The 15,737-nt window shown below is 39.4% G+C and carries 16 protein-coding genes; 3 read left to right on the top strand and 13 right to left on the bottom strand.

Going from position 1 to position 15,737, the window contains the following annotated elements; all coding sequences use genetic code 11:
* The first annotated feature begins 22 nt into the window (after window positions 1–22).
* Window positions 23–217, top strand: a complete 195-nt coding sequence (locus ACKWB9_RS08770) for a cold-shock protein (RefSeq protein WP_138257532.1) — start codon at window positions 23–25, stop codon at window positions 215–217.
* Between the two features lie 499 nt (window positions 218–716).
* Here ACKWB9_RS08770 and ACKWB9_RS08765 read toward each other — a convergent pair whose 3' ends face one another.
* The 3 genes from ACKWB9_RS08765 to ACKWB9_RS08755 form a co-directional block, all read right to left on the bottom strand.
* Window positions 717–1,652, bottom strand: coding sequence for a peptidylprolyl isomerase (locus ACKWB9_RS08765; RefSeq protein WP_414002637.1), 936 nt, complete (start codon window positions 1,650–1,652; stop codon window positions 717–719).
* A gap of 80 nt (window positions 1,653–1,732) precedes the next feature.
* Window positions 1,733–3,121 (bottom strand): M28 family peptidase, encoded by a 1,389-nt coding sequence (locus tag ACKWB9_RS08760; RefSeq protein WP_414002636.1) that lies wholly within the window; start codon window positions 3,119–3,121, stop codon window positions 1,733–1,735.
* Entirely contained in the window at window positions 3,105–3,992 is an 888-nt protein-coding gene (locus tag ACKWB9_RS08755) for a PPK2 family polyphosphate kinase (RefSeq protein ID WP_414002635.1), read from the bottom strand. Before ACKWB9_RS08755 ends, ACKWB9_RS08760 begins: the two co-directional genes overlap by 17 nt.
* Window positions 3,993–4,189: 197 nt before the next feature.
* Here ACKWB9_RS08755 and ACKWB9_RS08750 point away from each other — a divergent pair, with 197 nt between their 5' ends.
* A complete protein-coding gene (locus ACKWB9_RS08750; protein ID WP_414002634.1) occupies window positions 4,190–4,873 on the top strand; it encodes a hypothetical protein in 684 nt (227 codons plus the stop codon).
* Window positions 4,874–4,898: 25 nt separating this feature from the next.
* Here the strand turns inward: ACKWB9_RS08750 and ACKWB9_RS08745 are convergent, their stop codons facing one another.
* The 10 genes from ACKWB9_RS08745 to ACKWB9_RS08700 all read right to left on the bottom strand — a co-directional run bounded on the left by ACKWB9_RS08745 (window position 4,899) and on the right by ACKWB9_RS08700 (window position 14,542).
* Entirely contained in the window at window positions 4,899–6,062 is a 1,164-nt protein-coding gene (locus ACKWB9_RS08745; protein WP_414002633.1) for a sigma-54-dependent transcriptional regulator, read from the bottom strand.
* A 13-nt stretch (window positions 6,063–6,075) separates the two neighbouring features.
* Entirely contained in the window at window positions 6,076–6,960 is an 885-nt protein-coding gene (locus ACKWB9_RS08740) for a DUF6268 family outer membrane beta-barrel protein (RefSeq protein WP_414002632.1), read from the bottom strand.
* A 26-nt stretch (window positions 6,961–6,986) separates the two neighbouring features.
* Window positions 6,987–7,904 carry a mechanosensitive ion channel family protein gene (locus tag ACKWB9_RS08735; RefSeq protein WP_414002631.1) on the bottom strand — a complete coding sequence of 306 codons (918 nt, stop codon included), beginning with the start codon at window positions 7,902–7,904 and terminating at the stop codon, window positions 6,987–6,989.
* Entirely contained in the window at window positions 7,889–9,226 is a 1,338-nt protein-coding gene (locus ACKWB9_RS08730) for an ABC transporter permease (RefSeq protein ID WP_414002630.1), read from the bottom strand. Before ACKWB9_RS08730 ends, ACKWB9_RS08735 begins: the two co-directional genes overlap by 16 nt.
* Window positions 9,219–10,157, bottom strand: a complete 939-nt coding sequence (locus ACKWB9_RS08725; protein WP_414002629.1) for an ABC transporter ATP-binding protein — start codon at window positions 10,155–10,157, stop codon at window positions 9,219–9,221. Before ACKWB9_RS08725 ends, ACKWB9_RS08730 begins: the two co-directional genes overlap by 8 nt.
* 309 nt (window positions 10,158–10,466) lie before the next feature.
* A complete protein-coding gene (gene dnaJ / locus ACKWB9_RS08720; RefSeq protein WP_414002628.1) occupies window positions 10,467–11,585 on the bottom strand; it encodes a molecular chaperone DnaJ in 1,119 nt (372 codons plus the stop codon).
* 9 nt (window positions 11,586–11,594) lie between these two features.
* Window positions 11,595–12,152 (bottom strand): nucleotide exchange factor GrpE, encoded by a 558-nt coding sequence (locus ACKWB9_RS08715; RefSeq protein ID WP_414002627.1) that lies wholly within the window; start codon window positions 12,150–12,152, stop codon window positions 11,595–11,597.
* Between the two features lie 140 nt (window positions 12,153–12,292).
* Window positions 12,293–13,255 (bottom strand): TIGR01777 family oxidoreductase, encoded by a 963-nt coding sequence (locus tag ACKWB9_RS08710; protein ID WP_414002626.1) that lies wholly within the window; start codon window positions 13,253–13,255, stop codon window positions 12,293–12,295.
* A 125-nt stretch (window positions 13,256–13,380) separates the two neighbouring features.
* Window positions 13,381–14,046 carry a tRNA (5-methylaminomethyl-2-thiouridine)(34)-methyltransferase MnmC2 gene (gene mnmC2 / locus ACKWB9_RS08705; protein WP_414002625.1) on the bottom strand — a complete coding sequence of 222 codons (666 nt, stop codon included), beginning with the start codon at window positions 14,044–14,046 and terminating at the stop codon, window positions 13,381–13,383.
* A 1-nt stretch (window position 14,047) separates the two neighbouring features.
* The gene (locus ACKWB9_RS08700; RefSeq protein ID WP_414002624.1) at window positions 14,048–14,542 is read right to left on the bottom strand and encodes a DUF4920 domain-containing protein; all 495 of its coding nucleotides are present in this window, start codon (window positions 14,540–14,542) and stop codon (window positions 14,048–14,050) included.
* 105 nt (window positions 14,543–14,647) lie between these two features.
* On the opposite strand from ACKWB9_RS08700, the gene ACKWB9_RS08695 reads away from it, so the two are divergent.
* Window positions 14,648–15,718, top strand: a complete 1,071-nt coding sequence (locus ACKWB9_RS08695) for a branched-chain amino acid aminotransferase (RefSeq protein ID WP_414002623.1) — start codon at window positions 14,648–14,650, stop codon at window positions 15,716–15,718.
* Window positions 15,719–15,737 lie beyond the last annotated feature (19 nt).

Here is a 15,737-nt window from a genome sequence, read left to right as displayed (position 1 = left end):
ATTAATATTTAATTTTTTTATTATGAGTAAAGGAACAGTTAAATTCTTCAATGATTCCAAAGGTTATGGATTTATCACTGAAGATGGTTCAAACACAGATCATTTTGTACACATTTCGGGCTTAATCGATGAAGTTCGTGAAGGCGATGTTGTGGAATTTGAACTACAACAAGGTAAAAAAGGATTGAACGCCGTTAATGTGAAAGTAATTGACTAGGTAAAGAATTGACTTTTTTATAAGCGAAGCCCGAACAATTGTTCGGGCTTTTTCATACTCTTTTTTCTTTTTTGTAGGAAAAATTACATTTTTTATTATATTTTTGTTTATCCCCTACGCAACCTTTTAAGGTTTTTCACATCTTAAGATTAAACAAATTACAAGTTTCCCCAAAAACTTATATCAACCTATGACAACTTTCTTCGGAGTACTTTTTGTTTTAATATTAGTAAATGTGGCCATGCTTTTGGGCAGTATTATGGGCCTTAAAAAATAATTTTTTACACTTAAAAGGGTAGGGTTTTATTTATATGGATTGTTGTATATATAGTCTAACAACCCCTTAATCCATTATAATGAAAACATTTTTAGCCATCGTACTTATTCTCATTTTAGTGAATTTATTACTCTTTATCTTTAGCCTGTCCAGGGCCAAATAAAAAAACACCCCGATCAATTAATGATCAAGGTGCCTCGAAATAAGATATGTGTTCTAAATTTATTTTACGCCGACCAATTCTACATCGAATATTAATGTTGCATTTGGCGGTATAATCCCTCCGCCAGCACCGGCAGCTCCATACCCCAAGTCAGAAGGAATAACGAATCTTGCCTTGTCACCAACATGTAAAAGACCAATACCTTCATCCCAACCGGATATTACGTTCCCCATTCCAAGAGGAAAATCAATAGGTTGATTGCGACTAAACGAAGAATCAAAAACCTGTCCATTTAATAATGAACCTTCATAATGTACCGATACGGTTTGCCCTTTTTCAGGCTGTTGCCCATCACCTTTTTCAGTTATCTTATATCTAAGTCCGGATTCCGTTATTTCAAAACCTTCCGATACTTTATCCAAAGCTTTAGCTTGTTCTTCCTTTTCCGCCGCTATTCGTTCTTCCCGTGAAGAGGTAAATTTTTCAAAGGCCGCCAAAGCATCCCATTTTTCCGCCTCGGCACCTATTCTGATTATTTCCACAGTACCGATCATATCATCCTGTGCAATTTCGTCCACTATTTCTTGGCCTGAATCTACATGTCCGAAAACGGTATGCTTATTATCCAACCAAGGTGTGGGTACATGGGTAATAAAAAACTGACTGCCATTTGTTCCCGGACCGGCATTCGCCATGGACAATACTCCTGGTGTATCATGCTTTAGCTCTGGATGAAACTCGTCATCAAATTTGTAGCCGGCGTCACCTGTTCCCGTTCCTAAAGGGCATCCTCCCTGAATCATAAAATCCGGTATTACCCGATGGAATTTTAATCCGTCATAATAAGGTTCTCCCTTTGCTTTTGCCGAATTGTCTTTTTTGCCTTCTGCCAAGGCCACAAAATTACCTACGGTACCCGGTGTTTTTTCATGGGTAAGTTTAACTGTTATTTCGCCTTTTGTTGTATTGAATTTGGCGTAAATTCCGTTTTGCATCTCACTTTTTTTAAATGAGCGGCAAAGGTAGGGAAAATTAAACGTTTATGGATTTAGAGCTTTGGGGTTAAAAAAGTCTCCTATTCTCCGGGAATCCCATATTTATCGAACAAATAGACCAAGCTTGTCATAGCTGCGGCACCAAGTTCCAATTCCCTTTTATTAATGTGTTCAAAAGTATCGTTCTCCGCATGGTGATGGTCAAAATATCTTTGGGAATCAGGACGTAGGCCGGCCAATACCATTCCTTCACTTTTTAATGGATTTATATCGGCACCAGCATAGCCTTCAACAAAAAGATGGATATAATAGGGTTCGAATAATTTTGCCCAGCTTTTTACCTGATTCAAATCCCTTTGCGAACAATCAAAGGAAAATCCCCTGGGTGAAAAACCACCAGAATCACTCTCCAGAGCAAAAATGTGCTTTTCATTTTTAGCATTTGCCTTTTGGGCATATTCATTTCCGCCACGAAGTCCGTTTTCCTCATTCATAAATAGTACCGCCCTAATGGTACGCTTTGGTTTGTAGCCCGTCTTCTTTAATAAATGTAATACTTCCATGCTTTGAACACAACCGGCACCATCATCATGGGAGCCGTCACCTAAGTCCCACGAATCCAAATGTCCTCCTATAACTATAATTTCTTCCGGATGTTCACTTCCTTTTATTTCTCCGATAACATTATAGGACTCGACATCGTCAAACTGTCTGCAATTTTGTTTAAAATAGAATTTGATGTCCGAATTCAGTTTTAAAGATGCGCTCAAAAGCTCGGCGGCATTGGTGCTGATCGCCGCGGCGGGTATTCTTTCATTAACGGGCAAATCGCCATACCCCATGGAACCCGTATGCGGGTAATCGTCCAATCTAAGGTTCATAGAACGGACAATGACCCCTAATGCCCCATATTTGGCAGCCTCTGCCGCTCCTGAATACCGTTGATCTACACAACCGGAATAGGCCGAAAATGTATTTATGACAGTGGCATCCATAGGCCTGTTAAAGAATACTATTTTCCCTTCAATACTTTCTTTGCCCAATCCGGCCAATTCTTCAATCCCTTGAACTTCAATGACATTGGCCTTAATACCCTTTGATGGTGTAGCCACGGAGCCGCCAAGTGCACAAATGGGCACATTGGTGGTTACCCCGGGAGTTAGTTCAAAATAGGCAAATTCTGCTGTTCCCCGTACCCATTTGGGAACCATGACCGGTTGCAGCCATACCCGGTCCAAATTCAAGGAATCCATTTGCATTTTGGTATAATCCACCGCCCGTTGCGCCTGAATAGACCCTGACAAACGACCTCCAATCTGATTGGATAGGTAATTCAACCAATCATATGCTTTTCCTTGAGTGAGGGCAGCGTCATAAATTTTCTTTAGCTGGGCTTCATCTACAGCCTGGGCATTTAGGGCAGTAACCGTACTTAACAGTACAATCAGCAGTTTACTTGTTTTGTTCACTTTGCAATTCTTTTTCGTAAGTGTCTAAATTAGCCAATATTTTATCGTCCAGGGCAGGCTCCCTAATATCTTTATACTTTTTTAACGCTTGCAAAAGAACACTTGCCACAATAACCCTGGCCGCTTTTTTATTGTCTGCGGGAATAACGTACCAAGGAGCATGTTCATGGGTGGTACGTGAAATGGCCTCTTGGTAACAGGATTGGTATCTATCCCATAGTTTACGTTCTTTTAGATCACCGGGTGAAAATTTCCAGTGTTTTTCCCGGATAGACAGTCTTCTTAATAATCGTTGTCTTTGTTCCTCTTTGGAAAGGTGCAAAAAGAATTTAAAGATAATGGTCCCGTTCTCGAACAGGTGTCTTTCAAAATTATTTATTTGCTCAAAACGTTTGTCCCAAAAATCTTGATCAATATCTTCCACCTTATGAATACCAGGTATACGTTCTCCTAGGATATATTCCGGATGAACCCTTGTTACCAATACATTCTCATAATGTGTTCTGTTAAAGACCCCGAACTTACCCTTTGCGGGCAGTACCAAATAATGTCTCCATAAGTAATTATGGTCCAATTCCAATTCCGTAGGGACCTTAAAACTGTGCACTTCTACCCCACTAACGTTAAAATCCTTAAAAACTTCCCGGATAAGGCTATCTTTTCCGGCAGTGTCCATTCCCTGAAGGCAAATGAGGACACTATATTTGTTATGGGCATATAACATATCCTGAAATTGACCCAACATTCTTCTGGTCTGTCTAAGATCTTTTTTCAGCTGTTTTTCGGTACGTCCAAAGTCCTCGTAATTAGGAATTTCCGAAATTTTTGACGTTTTTTTTGCGATGTATTTGTCTATTTCTATATAATCCATAGGGAAATATAAAATTTTTAGTCGTTACAAAGTCACCCAATGTCAAAAAAAGCCGTTATTCAACTTAAAAAACAATCTTTTTAACTATTAATCGTAAATTATTGACCGCCTATCGAAAAAAAACATTTTGTAGAAAGATTCTTACTTAATTTTACTCTTGTAAAAGTCCCAAATTTTACGACCCAAATTTTAAGCAAATGAACAAGACCTACATCTTTATATGTGCTATTGTTTTTGTCCTTTTCTCATCTTTTAAAACGGATTTGGAGTGTGAATACGCTGGTTCCAATATTGGTTTTGCCAAATCCCAGACGGAAAAAGCCATTGGCACCGAAGATATCAATCAAGCCCGATTTTATGCCTACAGAGCGTTGAATGCCATAGAAAAATCCAGAAAACAGCTAGCGACCTGTGGTTGTGAATATGCTGAAATAAGTATTGAGGAAGGGTTAAAAGATTTAAAAAACGCCATTAAATCTACCACATTAAATACCACTAAGCTTTTATTGGAACGGGCGTTGAACCATACACAGGAAGCCATCAAATCCTTACGGGAACATCATTTGCACGAAAGTAAATATGGCATCAATACCTTGGTCCTGAATACCAAGGACACGATCATGTTCAAAAAGTCCGGTGTTAAAACAATCAATGAAAGGATCGATATTTCTCTGGAAAAGTATAGAAAGTCCTTAGTCAAAATAGTAGAAACCGTTGACTGTAAGGATGCAAAGGCGTTCGCTCAAAATATTTTTGAACACTGTGAAGCGCAATTGCTCAACAAAAATTTATCCGAAGGAAAAAAATACTATAATCTTAGGACCAAAGAAATTACGGCCCAGGCCCTAAAACAAATCGGGAAATGTCCGTCCCGACCATAAAACCCAGTTTATTTGGACATTGTCCTTATTTACTTGCAAAAAGCTTAACATCCGCTTCGGAAACCTCGGTACCACCAAGGATGATCAATCTTTCCACAACATTTCTCAATTCCCTGATATTACCGGTCCAATCATAATCCTTTAGGAGCGTTATTGCTTTATCCGAAAAACTTTTAGGGGGCATCCCCTGCTCATCCGTCACTTTTTTGGAGAAATGCTCGATCAATAAGGGAATATCGTCCCTTCTCTTATTTAAGGCGGGCACTTTTATAAGGATAACGGCCAACCTATGGTACAGATCCTCACGGAACTTTCCATCGGCTATCTCTTTCTTCAAGTCCTTGTTGGTAGCTGCAATAACACGAACGTTCACTTTTATGTCCTTATCCGTTCCTACCCTGGAAATTTTACTTTCCTGTAATGCCCGTAATACCTTTGCCTGTGCGGAAAGGCTCATGTCCCCAATTTCATCCAGGAATATGGTCCCCTTATTGGCTGCCTCAAACTTACCCGCCCTGTCTTTTACGGCAGAGGTAAAAGCACCTTTTACATGGCCGAACAATTCACTTTCTATCAATTCCGATGGTATGGCGGCACAATTCACTTCAATGAACGGGGCGGCACTCCTTGAACTCTTTTCATGCAACCAATGTGCCACCAACTCCTTTCCCGTTCCGTTGGAACCGGTTATTAAAACCCTGGCATCCGTGGGAGCCACTTTTTCTATCATATCCTTGATGGCATTTATCTCATTGCTTTCACCTACCATTTCATAGTTCTTGCCTACCTTTTTTTTCAGGATTTTATTTTCCACCACCAATTCCTTACGGTCCAGGGCATTCCTGACCGTAGTCAACAATCTATTTAAATCCGGCGGTTTGGAGATATAATCAAAAGCCCCCAAACGCATTGTATTTACGGCAGTGTCCAAATCCCCATGACCGGAGATCATGATAAAAGGAATTTCCGGTTTGATCTTTCTAGCGGCCTCCAATACCTCAACGCCATCCATTTTCGGCATTTTTATATCACAGAGTACCAGATCGTAATCATTGTTCTTAATAATTTCCAATCCTTTAAGACCATCTTCCGCTTCTTCGACCTGATAGGTATCGTTTTCCTCTGAAAGTATTTTGATCAAGACCCTTCTTATGGCCGACTCATCCTCAATTACTAAAATTTTAGACATAATCCTATATTGTTTAAAGTCCAATTCTAAATCCCGTCCTTAAATAGAAACTGGGATCGTCGTTCAATGTAAAAATATCGTTTCTATCGTCATCTCTCAATACCCCGGCCTGAAAAAGTGTATGGCCAACAAAACCATAAAAAGATATAACCTTTGTGATATTATGGGAATACCCTACGGTTACAAGGGCCGCAGATGATGAAATAGAAGAGGCAAAACCAGCATCGGGCAGAGCCGTATCATTTTGGAGATTCACAAAATAACCATCCAATATAAACTCCGCCTGTATGATATTTTTCTCTCTAAAATGATATTTCATCCCCGTTTTTGGTACGCCCAGTACATACGTCCAATTGGGGTGAAATCGCTTTTCATAATAAACAATGGGTAACGGAATCCGTAACGCCACTGTAGAATTATAGGCAATTCCCAAAACCAAACGCATGGGTTTATCTATATTTTGTCTGTTCTTAAAAGCGCCGATAGTAGCATTTATGGAAAAGTCACCGTTTTCCAATGGATTGGTCAACGTGGAAGCCAAGCGTGGTGTAAGCACTCCTACCAATCGCCAGTCTTGATTATATTTATGCACATACGCAAAATTGAAATCCACTATATGAAAATAATTCAACCCTTGACCACTAATGGACACATCATCCCTTTGCAAATCATATGCCAAAAGGTTATACTCCCCTCCTATTACAATATTGCTTGAATCCCTTACCTTGATAGGTACGTTGGCAACCAATTTTATCCTGGACAATTCGGCACCGGAATCGTTTCTGGGCAATAACATATATTCTGCCCTGAAAACATCCGGTGTCTGAGCGAAACTTTCTCCAAAAAAACAAAAAAACATCCCTCCCAAGGCATACATCAACCTTCTCCTAACCTCCATTCTTAATCTGTATCATGTTCCTTATTCTACTTAGTGGGCGGGATTTGTTGAAAAATATGTACATCTCTTTGCGGGAACGGAATGGTAACTTTGTTCTTTCTAAATTCAGCATCTATTTTATACCGCAGTTCACTTTTTATTTTAGGGTCGGTAAAACTATCACTTATAAAAAAATTCAAGGAAAATAATAAGGCGGAATCTCCAAAATCATCGAACAGGACAAAAGGTTTGGGGTTTTTTAAAACACCTTTCTGATCTTGTGCTACAGATTCCAATATTTCGGTTATCAATTGTACGTTGCTGCCATAGGCTACACCTACTTTAATGGTTTCCCGGGTGGTTTTATGATTTTGGGTATAATTATAGACAATGTCACTAATAAACTTGTGATTGGGGATAATGATTATTTTGTCGTCCCGTGTTATAGCTCTGGTCGTCCTTAATTTAATTTCAAAGACCTTCCCTACCTTTCCATTAATTTCAATAATATCCCCCACTTGTAAAGATTTGTCCAGAATGATAAAAATACCACCAATAACATCCTGAAAGAGCTCTTGCAGGGCAAGGCCAAGACCTACAAATAATGCTGCTGATGCTGTTAGTAGAATGGTAATATCTATTCCTGCCGCACTCATGGTAAAGAGTATGACCACCACATAGACCACATATTTGATAAATTTGAAAATACTGATGAATTTCAATTTATCATCAACCTCCATTTTTCTGGTAAAAAGTTTACGTATCCATTTTAGGAAAAAACCGGTCGTTATAAAGGCAACGGTCAATAACAACAATAATCCGATGGTAATATGGATGGATTTTTCCCCTTCACCATAATGAAAGCCCAGGTTCAAAAAATCCTGGATAGAACCCCAGATATCATCTTCTATGATTTCTTTTATTTTTTCCGATTTTTCCTGAATCATGATCAATACTTGAGCCATTTAAAAAGCTCTTTATAACTAGGTCTTTTACCGTACATTAAGATTCCCACTCTGTAAATTTTTGCGGCCAAGGACACGATACCAATAAAGGTAATTATTAAAATCAATATCGATGTCACCAATTCCCAGACCGGAACCCCACCTTCACCAATGCCACCTGGCAACCTCATTAACATAACTATGGGCGATGTTAGGGGAAACAAAGAAAACCCAACTGCAATAGGTCCGTGAGGGTTACTAAAAACGGAAAAAAAGCCCACGTAAATAGCCAACATTAAGGGTAAGATTATAGGAAATATAAACTGTTGCGTATCCGTCTCATTATCTACGGCAGCTCCAATAGCCGCATAAATAGAACTGTATATTAGGTATCCGAGAACAAAATACACAATAAAGGAAAATAGCAATAAAGCCCACGGAATGGAAAATAATTCCTGGGCATATAATTTCATGGTCAAATCCATACCGGAAATCCCCGAATTGGAACCAACGCCCATTCCCGGTGCCATACTTCCCTTTGATAAGGCGGAAGGGTCAATATCGAACATCGCAAAGGTGACAAACAGCAATAACGTACCGGAAACGATCCAAATACCAAATTGTGTAATTCCCGCTAGTGATGTGCCGATAATCTTTCCCAACATTAATTGAAATGGTTTTACCGATGAGATAATCACTTCGATAATTCTACTGGTTTTTTCCTCTATAACACTGCGCATTACAAAACCTCCATAGATTATGATGAACATCATGATCAAATAACCAAAGCCGCCGCCTATAAATGCTTTTATCTCATTGATTCCCTTTAAGTTTCGAATACCTTCAAATGTGGAAGTATTGATTTCATAATCGCTGTCCATTTGAGCATATTCTTCTGTAGAAATCCCCAATTCCCGTAGCCTTTCCTGGCGCAATCGTTCCTTTATAGTTAATTCCAACTGATTTAAGACCGATGAATTTGGCGCTTCTTTACTATAAAAAAAAGAACGGTCGGCCACTTTCTCAAGATTATCCTCCTTTGGCAAATAAAGCAATCCATGATATCCCAGGTTCATGGTAGAATCTTTGGCCTGTTCCAAATTGATACCCGTAAATTTCACAAAGGAAGTGCTTTCGGATGTTATGAACTCATTGGAGAAAAAATCGCTTTCATTGAGGATGGCAATGACCCTTTTCTCATTGTCGTTCAATTTGGTCAAATAAGCAATGAGCAAAATCATACCGACCATGAGAATGGGGCTCAAAAAAGTCATAATGACGAAAGACTTATTCCGCACTTTGGCCAAATACTCCCTTTTTATGATCAATGGCAGTTTATTCATAAAAAACACCTTTGTTTTTGATCGTACTTATAAAAATATCATTTGCGGAAGGAATGGTTTCCACAAAACTACGGACGTTACCCTTAGTTCCCAAAAATTGCAACAAACCATTGGAGTCACCGGAAAGTAGCTGTACGGATAAATTTAATCGTTTTTCCTCGGAATCGAAATCGGTGTCAAGCAATTGAAATTTGTTCTTGATATCGGATAATGGCACCTCTGGAGTATCGGTCTCTATCTCTACTTCAAAAATATTTTTTTTATAGGCTTTCTTTATTTCGGAAAGCTTTCCGTCTAAAATTTTTTCGGATCGATGAATCAAGGCGATATACTCGCATAATTCCTCCACGGACTCCATTCTATGGGTAGAAAAGATAATAGAGGTCCCATCTTCCTTTAGTTTCAAAATCTCATCCTTTATTATATTAGCATTTATGGGATCAAAACCACTAAATGGTTCGTCGAATATGAGGAGTTTTGGTTGGTGTAATATGGTTATTATAAATTGAACTTTTTGGGCCATTCCCTTGGAAAGTTCCTGAATCTTTTTGTTCCACCAATCGCCAATATCCAACCTTTCAAACCAATACTTTAATCTGTTTTTGGCATCGGTTTTGGACATTCCCTTAAGCTGTGCCAGATAAAGGGCCTGTTCACCAACCTTCATACTTTTATAAAGCCCTCTTTCTTCGGGCAAATAACCTATTTGTGCAATGTGCTCGGGCTTTAACCGCTCCCCATCAAAATAAACCGTTCCCTGATCAGGGTAAATGATCTGGTTGATAATTCTGATCAAGGTAGTTTTTCCGGCCCCATTGGGACCCAACAATCCGTATATACTATTCTTGGGAATCTCTAAAGAAACATCTTTTAAGGCCGTATGTTCCCCGAAATGTTTGGTGACTTCATTAGCGACCAAAATTGTATTCATGAAAGCAATTTGTTCAAAGATATTGAAATGTTTTAAAAGCTATTTGAAACCTGATCTTATTATCGGAAATATCTTAAGAACTCATTGTTCCATAAAACAAAAACCACTTCGGAATTAACGAACCCATCTTGACTTTTTATCTTAAGCACATATGGCTACCTTACAAAACAAGAATCCATTATAAATGCAAAACCCACCCTTAAAGAATTAAGGATGGGAAAAAAATTGCTATGAAAAAGAAAATTAATATTGGTCTCCCAATATTAAACCAAATATACGTTTTTTATTTAAAATCAAAGTTTTTCGATTTTAAGAGAACATATCCTTGACTTTTTCAAAAAACGATTTTTCCGATTTTTCCGGTTTGGGTTCAAAGTTTTCATTCCCTTGCATACGTTCAAAAAAATCTTTTTGCTCCCGGTTCAGCTCTTTAGGGGTCCATACGTTTACATGCACCAACAAATCCCCGCTACCGTATCCGTTTAAACTGGAGATACCCTTTCCACGTAATCGTAGAATCTTACCGGATTGTATTCCCGATTCTAATTTTATCCTGACTTTTCCCCCAACGGCATCGATTTCTTTGGAAGTACCCAATACGGCTTCTGAAATACTTATGTACAGATCATAATGCAAGTTATCGCCTTCCCGTTTTAAGGTCCCATGTTCTTGGGTCTCAATAGCAACCAATAGATCCCCGGGAACCCCATTACCCGGTGCTTCATTTCCTTTTCCGGGCACTTTTAACTGCATTCCTTCTTCAACCCCGGCCGGAATGTTTATGGAAACGGTCTCTTCCGCGACCTTCAATCCTTGGGCATCGGCATCATTGGGCCTTCTATCCAATATTTGCCCGCTTCCCCCGCAAGAACTACAGGTAGCAGCGGTTTGCATTCTACCTAAAATGGTATTTTGAATTTTAGTGACCTGCCCACGACCGTTACAGGTCGTACAGGTTTTATAGGTAACCCCATCCGCTTGGATCTTTCTTCTAACCTTTACTTTTTTCTCGACCCCATTTGCAATTTCATCCAAGGTGAGTTTTACCCGGATACGAAGATTACTTCCCTTAACGCCTCTCTGGCCTCCACCGAAGCCTCCGAATCCACCAAATCCTCCTCCTCCAAAAGCACTACCGAAAATATCGCCGAACTGACTGAAGATATCATCCATATTCATACCGCCGCCGCCAAATCCATTACCACCTTCAAAGGCCGCATGTCCAAACTGATCGTACTTGGCCTTCTTATCGGAATCGCTCAACACCTCATATGCTTCCGCCGCTTTCTTGAACATCTCCTCGGCCTTGGTATCACCGGGGTTTTTGTCCGGGTGATATTGTAGGGCTTTTTTTCTGTAGGCCTTTTTTATCTCCGCTGCAGAAGCTCCTTTGCCTACACCGAGTATGTCATAATAATCTTCTTTCATACCTGTTCGTTAGTTTCCAACAACAACTTTTGGATGACGAATAATCCGATCTCCGAGTTTAAACCCTTTCTCGACCACATCGATCACTTTTCCCTTCATCTTCTTATTAGGTGCGGGAATTTGTGTTATTGCATTATGTACCTCTGCATCAAAAGCATCGCCCGCCTTTACCTCTACATCCTGCAATCCTTTGGATTTTAAAGTTTCCTTTAATTTTCCATTGATAAGTTCCACCCCCTTGAACATTTCTTTATCATCCGATTTGGACAGCTCTTTTAATGCACGCTCAAAATCGTCCAATACCGGTAAAAGGGAAACGATTACTTCTTGCCCTGCCGTTTTAAAAAGATCCATCCTTTCTTTGGATGTACGCTTTTTATAGTTTTCAAACTCCGCAAAAAGCCTTAAGAACTTATCTTTTTCTTTGGCCAAATCTTCTCGAAGTCGCTCTTCCTCGGTCATTTCGTCCATTTCTTTCCCAATCTCTTCCTGTTCGTCTTTTTCCAGAACGTCTTCTTCATGGGAAACCATTTCCTCTATCTCTTCTTCCTTATTCTTATTACTCATATGCTTTTATATTAAATCGCCGATTTTGAGGTGGCAAAAGTACTGCCAATTCTTTAAAAATGTCAAAATGTCACAAAAGAATACAAAAAAATCCGCCTATTGCGGATTTCGCATAATTAATCGGATTCTATACTCAAAATTTACGCGGTATATTCCTTGCCCAAATCTGATTTTACCGTATTACATTCTCCTTCTTTACCATAAATATGCTTTAGGACAGCGCAGATATTTTGAAAATTGAAAACAAAACCTTCTTCCTCAATTTTCTTACTGCTTACTCTCTGGCTTGCGAATAGCATATAGGACATCTCTCCCAACAGCAGTTTCATAACAAATTTTGGGATATTGGGCAGGATTAAAGGCCTTTCCAATACCTTGGCAATCTCTTTCACCAACTTTTTATGGGTTACCGGATTAGGGCCTACACCGTTAAAAGTTCCTTCCAATCGGTTTTCCGCGACGAAAAGAAAAATTCGGGCCAAATCCGTAACGTGAATCCACGATTGCCATTGTTCCCCATCACCAAAAGCCACCCCTACATAGTTCTTAATGGGTTTTGCCATTTTTGGCAAGGCCCCACCATTATTCGCCATAACAAGACCAATACGTATTTGGGCAACCTTAAAATCAAAATCATTAAAGGCAGTTATTTCCTGCTCCCAGGCCTTTACCACATCGCCTAAAAAACTATCGTCTACACCATCGTATTCTTCCGAGTAAAAATTTTCAATCGAGTCGGGATAAATACCAATGGCCGATGCGGAAATCAATGATTTGACCTTATTTTGTCCGTTCTTTCGTAGGGCCATATGAAGCAACCTTAAAGCATCGACCCTGCTTTTGAGGACCTTTTTTTTATACTTGGGCGTCCATCGCTTTGAAATATTCGCACCGGCAAGGTTTATGATCACGGATACGTCTTTAAAACATGACATATCTATTTCATTATTCCCCGGGTTCCAATAAAAACCTTTATAATTATCCTTGGAAACCAGTTTTTTCTTGCTACTGGTCAAGTAGTTTACCGCATGCCCCTTTTCATGGTACAACTTCACCAATTCCTCCCCAATTAATCCCGTAGCACCTGTAATCAACACTTTCATGCTTCAAAGATATTGGTTTTGAGGATGCTACCTATATGGTTTAATTCGGATTTAACAGTACCGCTTAAAGTTTTGGCATAGTATTAGGAATGTCATACCATTGGTGAATATATTATTCCTGATCTCTAGATAGGTTTTCTGGCACGTAACATTTCACGCTTGCCGGGTGGTCCGGGAAGTCGTTCCACCAAAAATCCGACTTCCTGCATTGCTCTTCTAACGCTGCCTTTTGCCGCATATGTTACCAAATATCCTCCCACTCGTAAGGCCTTGAACATTTTTTCGAAAATAGTTACCGTCCATAGTTCCGGTTGAACCCTGGCACCAAAGGCATCGAAATAAATAAGGTCGAATAAATTTTGGTCGGCAATCCGCTTAAAATCTCTTTTATCCTTAAACAAAGTGAACGAAGAGTTTATTTTAACTTCTTCTTGCCAATGGGAATCGTGCATTTTTTTGAATCCATCCTTTACATCCACTCCGTCCAATGCCGAAAGGTAATCGAGTTCCTCTATTTCTTTTAACGAAACGGGATACGCCTCTACCCCTTTATAATATATTTCTAGATTTCTTTTTTCCCCTTCCATTAAGGTAATCAATGCATTAAGGCCAGTTCCAAAGCCAATCTCCAACAGGTTTACTTTTTTGTTTTTGAAAAGATCGAGCCCGTTAGAGATAAAAACATGGTAGGCTTCTTGCACCGCTCCATGTTTTGAATGGTATTGCTCATTCCAATCCGTTATTTGAATGGTCTTGGAGCCATCGGCCGTAGTAATGATTTCCCTTTTCAAATCAATTTTTTAGCAAGACACCATCCGCATCAAAACCATAAATACGTTTTGGCAGGGTAATCCTGGCAATTTCTTCATCAGATTTACCCTCATCTTGGGCATAGTGTTTTTGAACATTCACACTCATTTCATTTATAAAGGCCATACCATTGACCGCTACTTGTTTCCCCTTTATATCTGTTGGAACAAAAAAGCCATAATCCTTAAATCGCACCATAACTTCCTCATCATTGGATAACTTCAATTTCATCCAACAGCCTTTGACTTTGCAAACCTCCTCAACCCGAGCTATAAATTTGACGGCAATAGTATCTGTCGGGGTCAACATTTTATAGGTTTCCCGGATTTGATTATCATTTTGAACATTCTCCAAATCTATTTTAGCACCAAAGGAAGTGTATTCTGTATCTGCTAGCACCTTAGTAACCTCCTTGCCCTGTCCCCGGCATGAAAAAACCATCATAATAATCACAAGCAAAATGTTAAAATTTTTCATATCCGATAAAAATCTCGATCCCATTACAAAACTGGGCATTTTTAAACTAAAAAAGAAGGGGCGATTAGGATATTTGATTAATTTTATTCTCTTAAATTGATTCTGATGAGCATCACTACCAAAAACATTATTGTTGAAAAGGCGGAAACATCTAAAATTGACCAAATAGATTTTGACAATCTGGCCTTTGGTTCTGTCTTCACGGATCATATGTTGGTATGCGATTATAAAAACGGTGCATGGGAAACCCCTAAAATTGTACCTTACCAATCCATAACATTAGATCCATCTTCAAAGATCTTTCATTACGGACAATCTATTTTTGAAGGGATGAAAGCTTATAAGGACGAAAATGAAGATGTTTTCCTGTTCAGACCTTTGGATAACTGCAAACGTTTGAATATCTCAGCAAAACGAATGGCCATTCCCGAACTTCCTGAGGAGCATTTTATGGATGGGCTTATTACACTTTTGCAATTGGACGAGGCCTTCATACCAAAAAAATCCGGTAGTTCACTATACATCAGACCATTTGTATTTGCATCTGGAAAAGGGTTCCACGCTTCTCCCGCAGATGAATACAAGTTTATTATAGCCTGTGCACCATCAGGGTCTTATTTTTCGGGCAAGGTAAAAGTCTTGATCGAAGAAACGTATTCGCGTTCTGCCAATGGCGGTGTTGGTTATGCAAAGGCAGGTGGAAATTATGCCGGACAATTTTACCCGACACAACTTGCCGTTGATAAAGGCTATAGTCAGGTCATATGGACAGATGATACCGATCATGAATATATAGAGGAGGCCGGAGCCATGAATATCTTTATCAGAATCGGGGACACCTTAATTACAGGCCCTACGAGTGATAGGATCTTAGACGGTATTACTCGTAAGAGCATCTTGGAAATCGCCAAAGACCAGGGGATTTCAACTGAAGTTCGCAAGATCAGTGTTACCGAAGTTGTCGAGGCCGCTAAAAATGGAAGCCTTAAGGAAATGTTCGGTGCGGGTACCGCTGCGGTAATCTCCCCCATTGCGACCTTTGGTCACCAGGGAACGGATTATGACCTACCCGAATTGGAGAACGATTATGCGGGCAAACTGAAAAAAATCATTACGGATATACAATACAATAAGGCCAAAGACCCTTACGGATGGCGATTTAAAGTTTCAAAATAAAAAAGAGGCCGTACGGCCT

Source organism: Maribacter spongiae (assembly GCF_047345125.1).
GTDB lineage: Bacteria > Bacteroidota > Bacteroidia > Flavobacteriales > Flavobacteriaceae > Maribacter.
The sequence above is the reverse complement of the archived record's forward strand: the minus strand, read 5'-3'. Positions and strand labels throughout refer to the sequence as shown.

What these genes read in the sequence shown, in the direction of transcription:
- ACKWB9_RS08770 (WP_138257532.1), top strand. Translation starts at nt 23, where the DNA reads ATGAGTAAAGGAACAGTTAAATTCTTCAATGATTCCAAAGGTTATGGA.
- ACKWB9_RS08740 (WP_414002632.1), bottom strand. Translation starts at nt 6,960, where the DNA reads ATGGAGGTTAGGAGAAGGTTGATGTATGCCTTGGGAGGGATGTTTTTT.
- ACKWB9_RS08750 (WP_414002634.1), top strand. Translation starts at nt 4,190, where the DNA reads ATGAACAAGACCTACATCTTTATATGTGCTATTGTTTTTGTCCTTTTC.
- ACKWB9_RS08710 (WP_414002626.1), bottom strand. Translation starts at nt 13,255, where the DNA reads ATGAAAGTGTTGATTACAGGTGCTACGGGATTAATTGGGGAGGAATTG.
- ACKWB9_RS08715 (WP_414002627.1), bottom strand. Translation starts at nt 12,152, where the DNA reads ATGAGTAATAAGAATAAGGAAGAAGAGATAGAGGAAATGGTTTCCCAT.
- ACKWB9_RS08695 (WP_414002623.1), top strand. Translation starts at nt 14,648, where the DNA reads ATGAGCATCACTACCAAAAACATTATTGTTGAAAAGGCGGAAACATCT.
- ACKWB9_RS08755 (WP_414002635.1), bottom strand. Translation starts at nt 3,992, where the DNA reads ATGGATTATATAGAAATAGACAAATACATCGCAAAAAAAACGTCAAAA.
- ACKWB9_RS08700 (WP_414002624.1), bottom strand. Translation starts at nt 14,542, where the DNA reads ATGAAAAATTTTAACATTTTGCTTGTGATTATTATGATGGTTTTTTCA.
- ACKWB9_RS08730 (WP_414002630.1), bottom strand. Translation starts at nt 9,226, where the DNA reads ATGAATAAACTGCCATTGATCATAAAAAGGGAGTATTTGGCCAAAGTG.
- ACKWB9_RS08745 (WP_414002633.1), bottom strand. Translation starts at nt 6,062, where the DNA reads ATGTCTAAAATTTTAGTAATTGAGGATGAGTCGGCCATAAGAAGGGTC.
- ACKWB9_RS08725 (WP_414002629.1), bottom strand. Translation starts at nt 10,157, where the DNA reads ATGAATACAATTTTGGTCGCTAATGAAGTCACCAAACATTTCGGGGAA.
- dnaJ (WP_414002628.1), bottom strand. Translation starts at nt 11,585, where the DNA reads ATGAAAGAAGATTATTATGACATACTCGGTGTAGGCAAAGGAGCTTCT.
- ACKWB9_RS08735 (WP_414002631.1), bottom strand. Translation starts at nt 7,904, where the DNA reads ATGGCTCAAGTATTGATCATGATTCAGGAAAAATCGGAAAAAATAAAA.
- ACKWB9_RS08765 (WP_414002637.1), bottom strand. Translation starts at nt 1,652, where the DNA reads ATGCAAAACGGAATTTACGCCAAATTCAATACAACAAAAGGCGAAATA.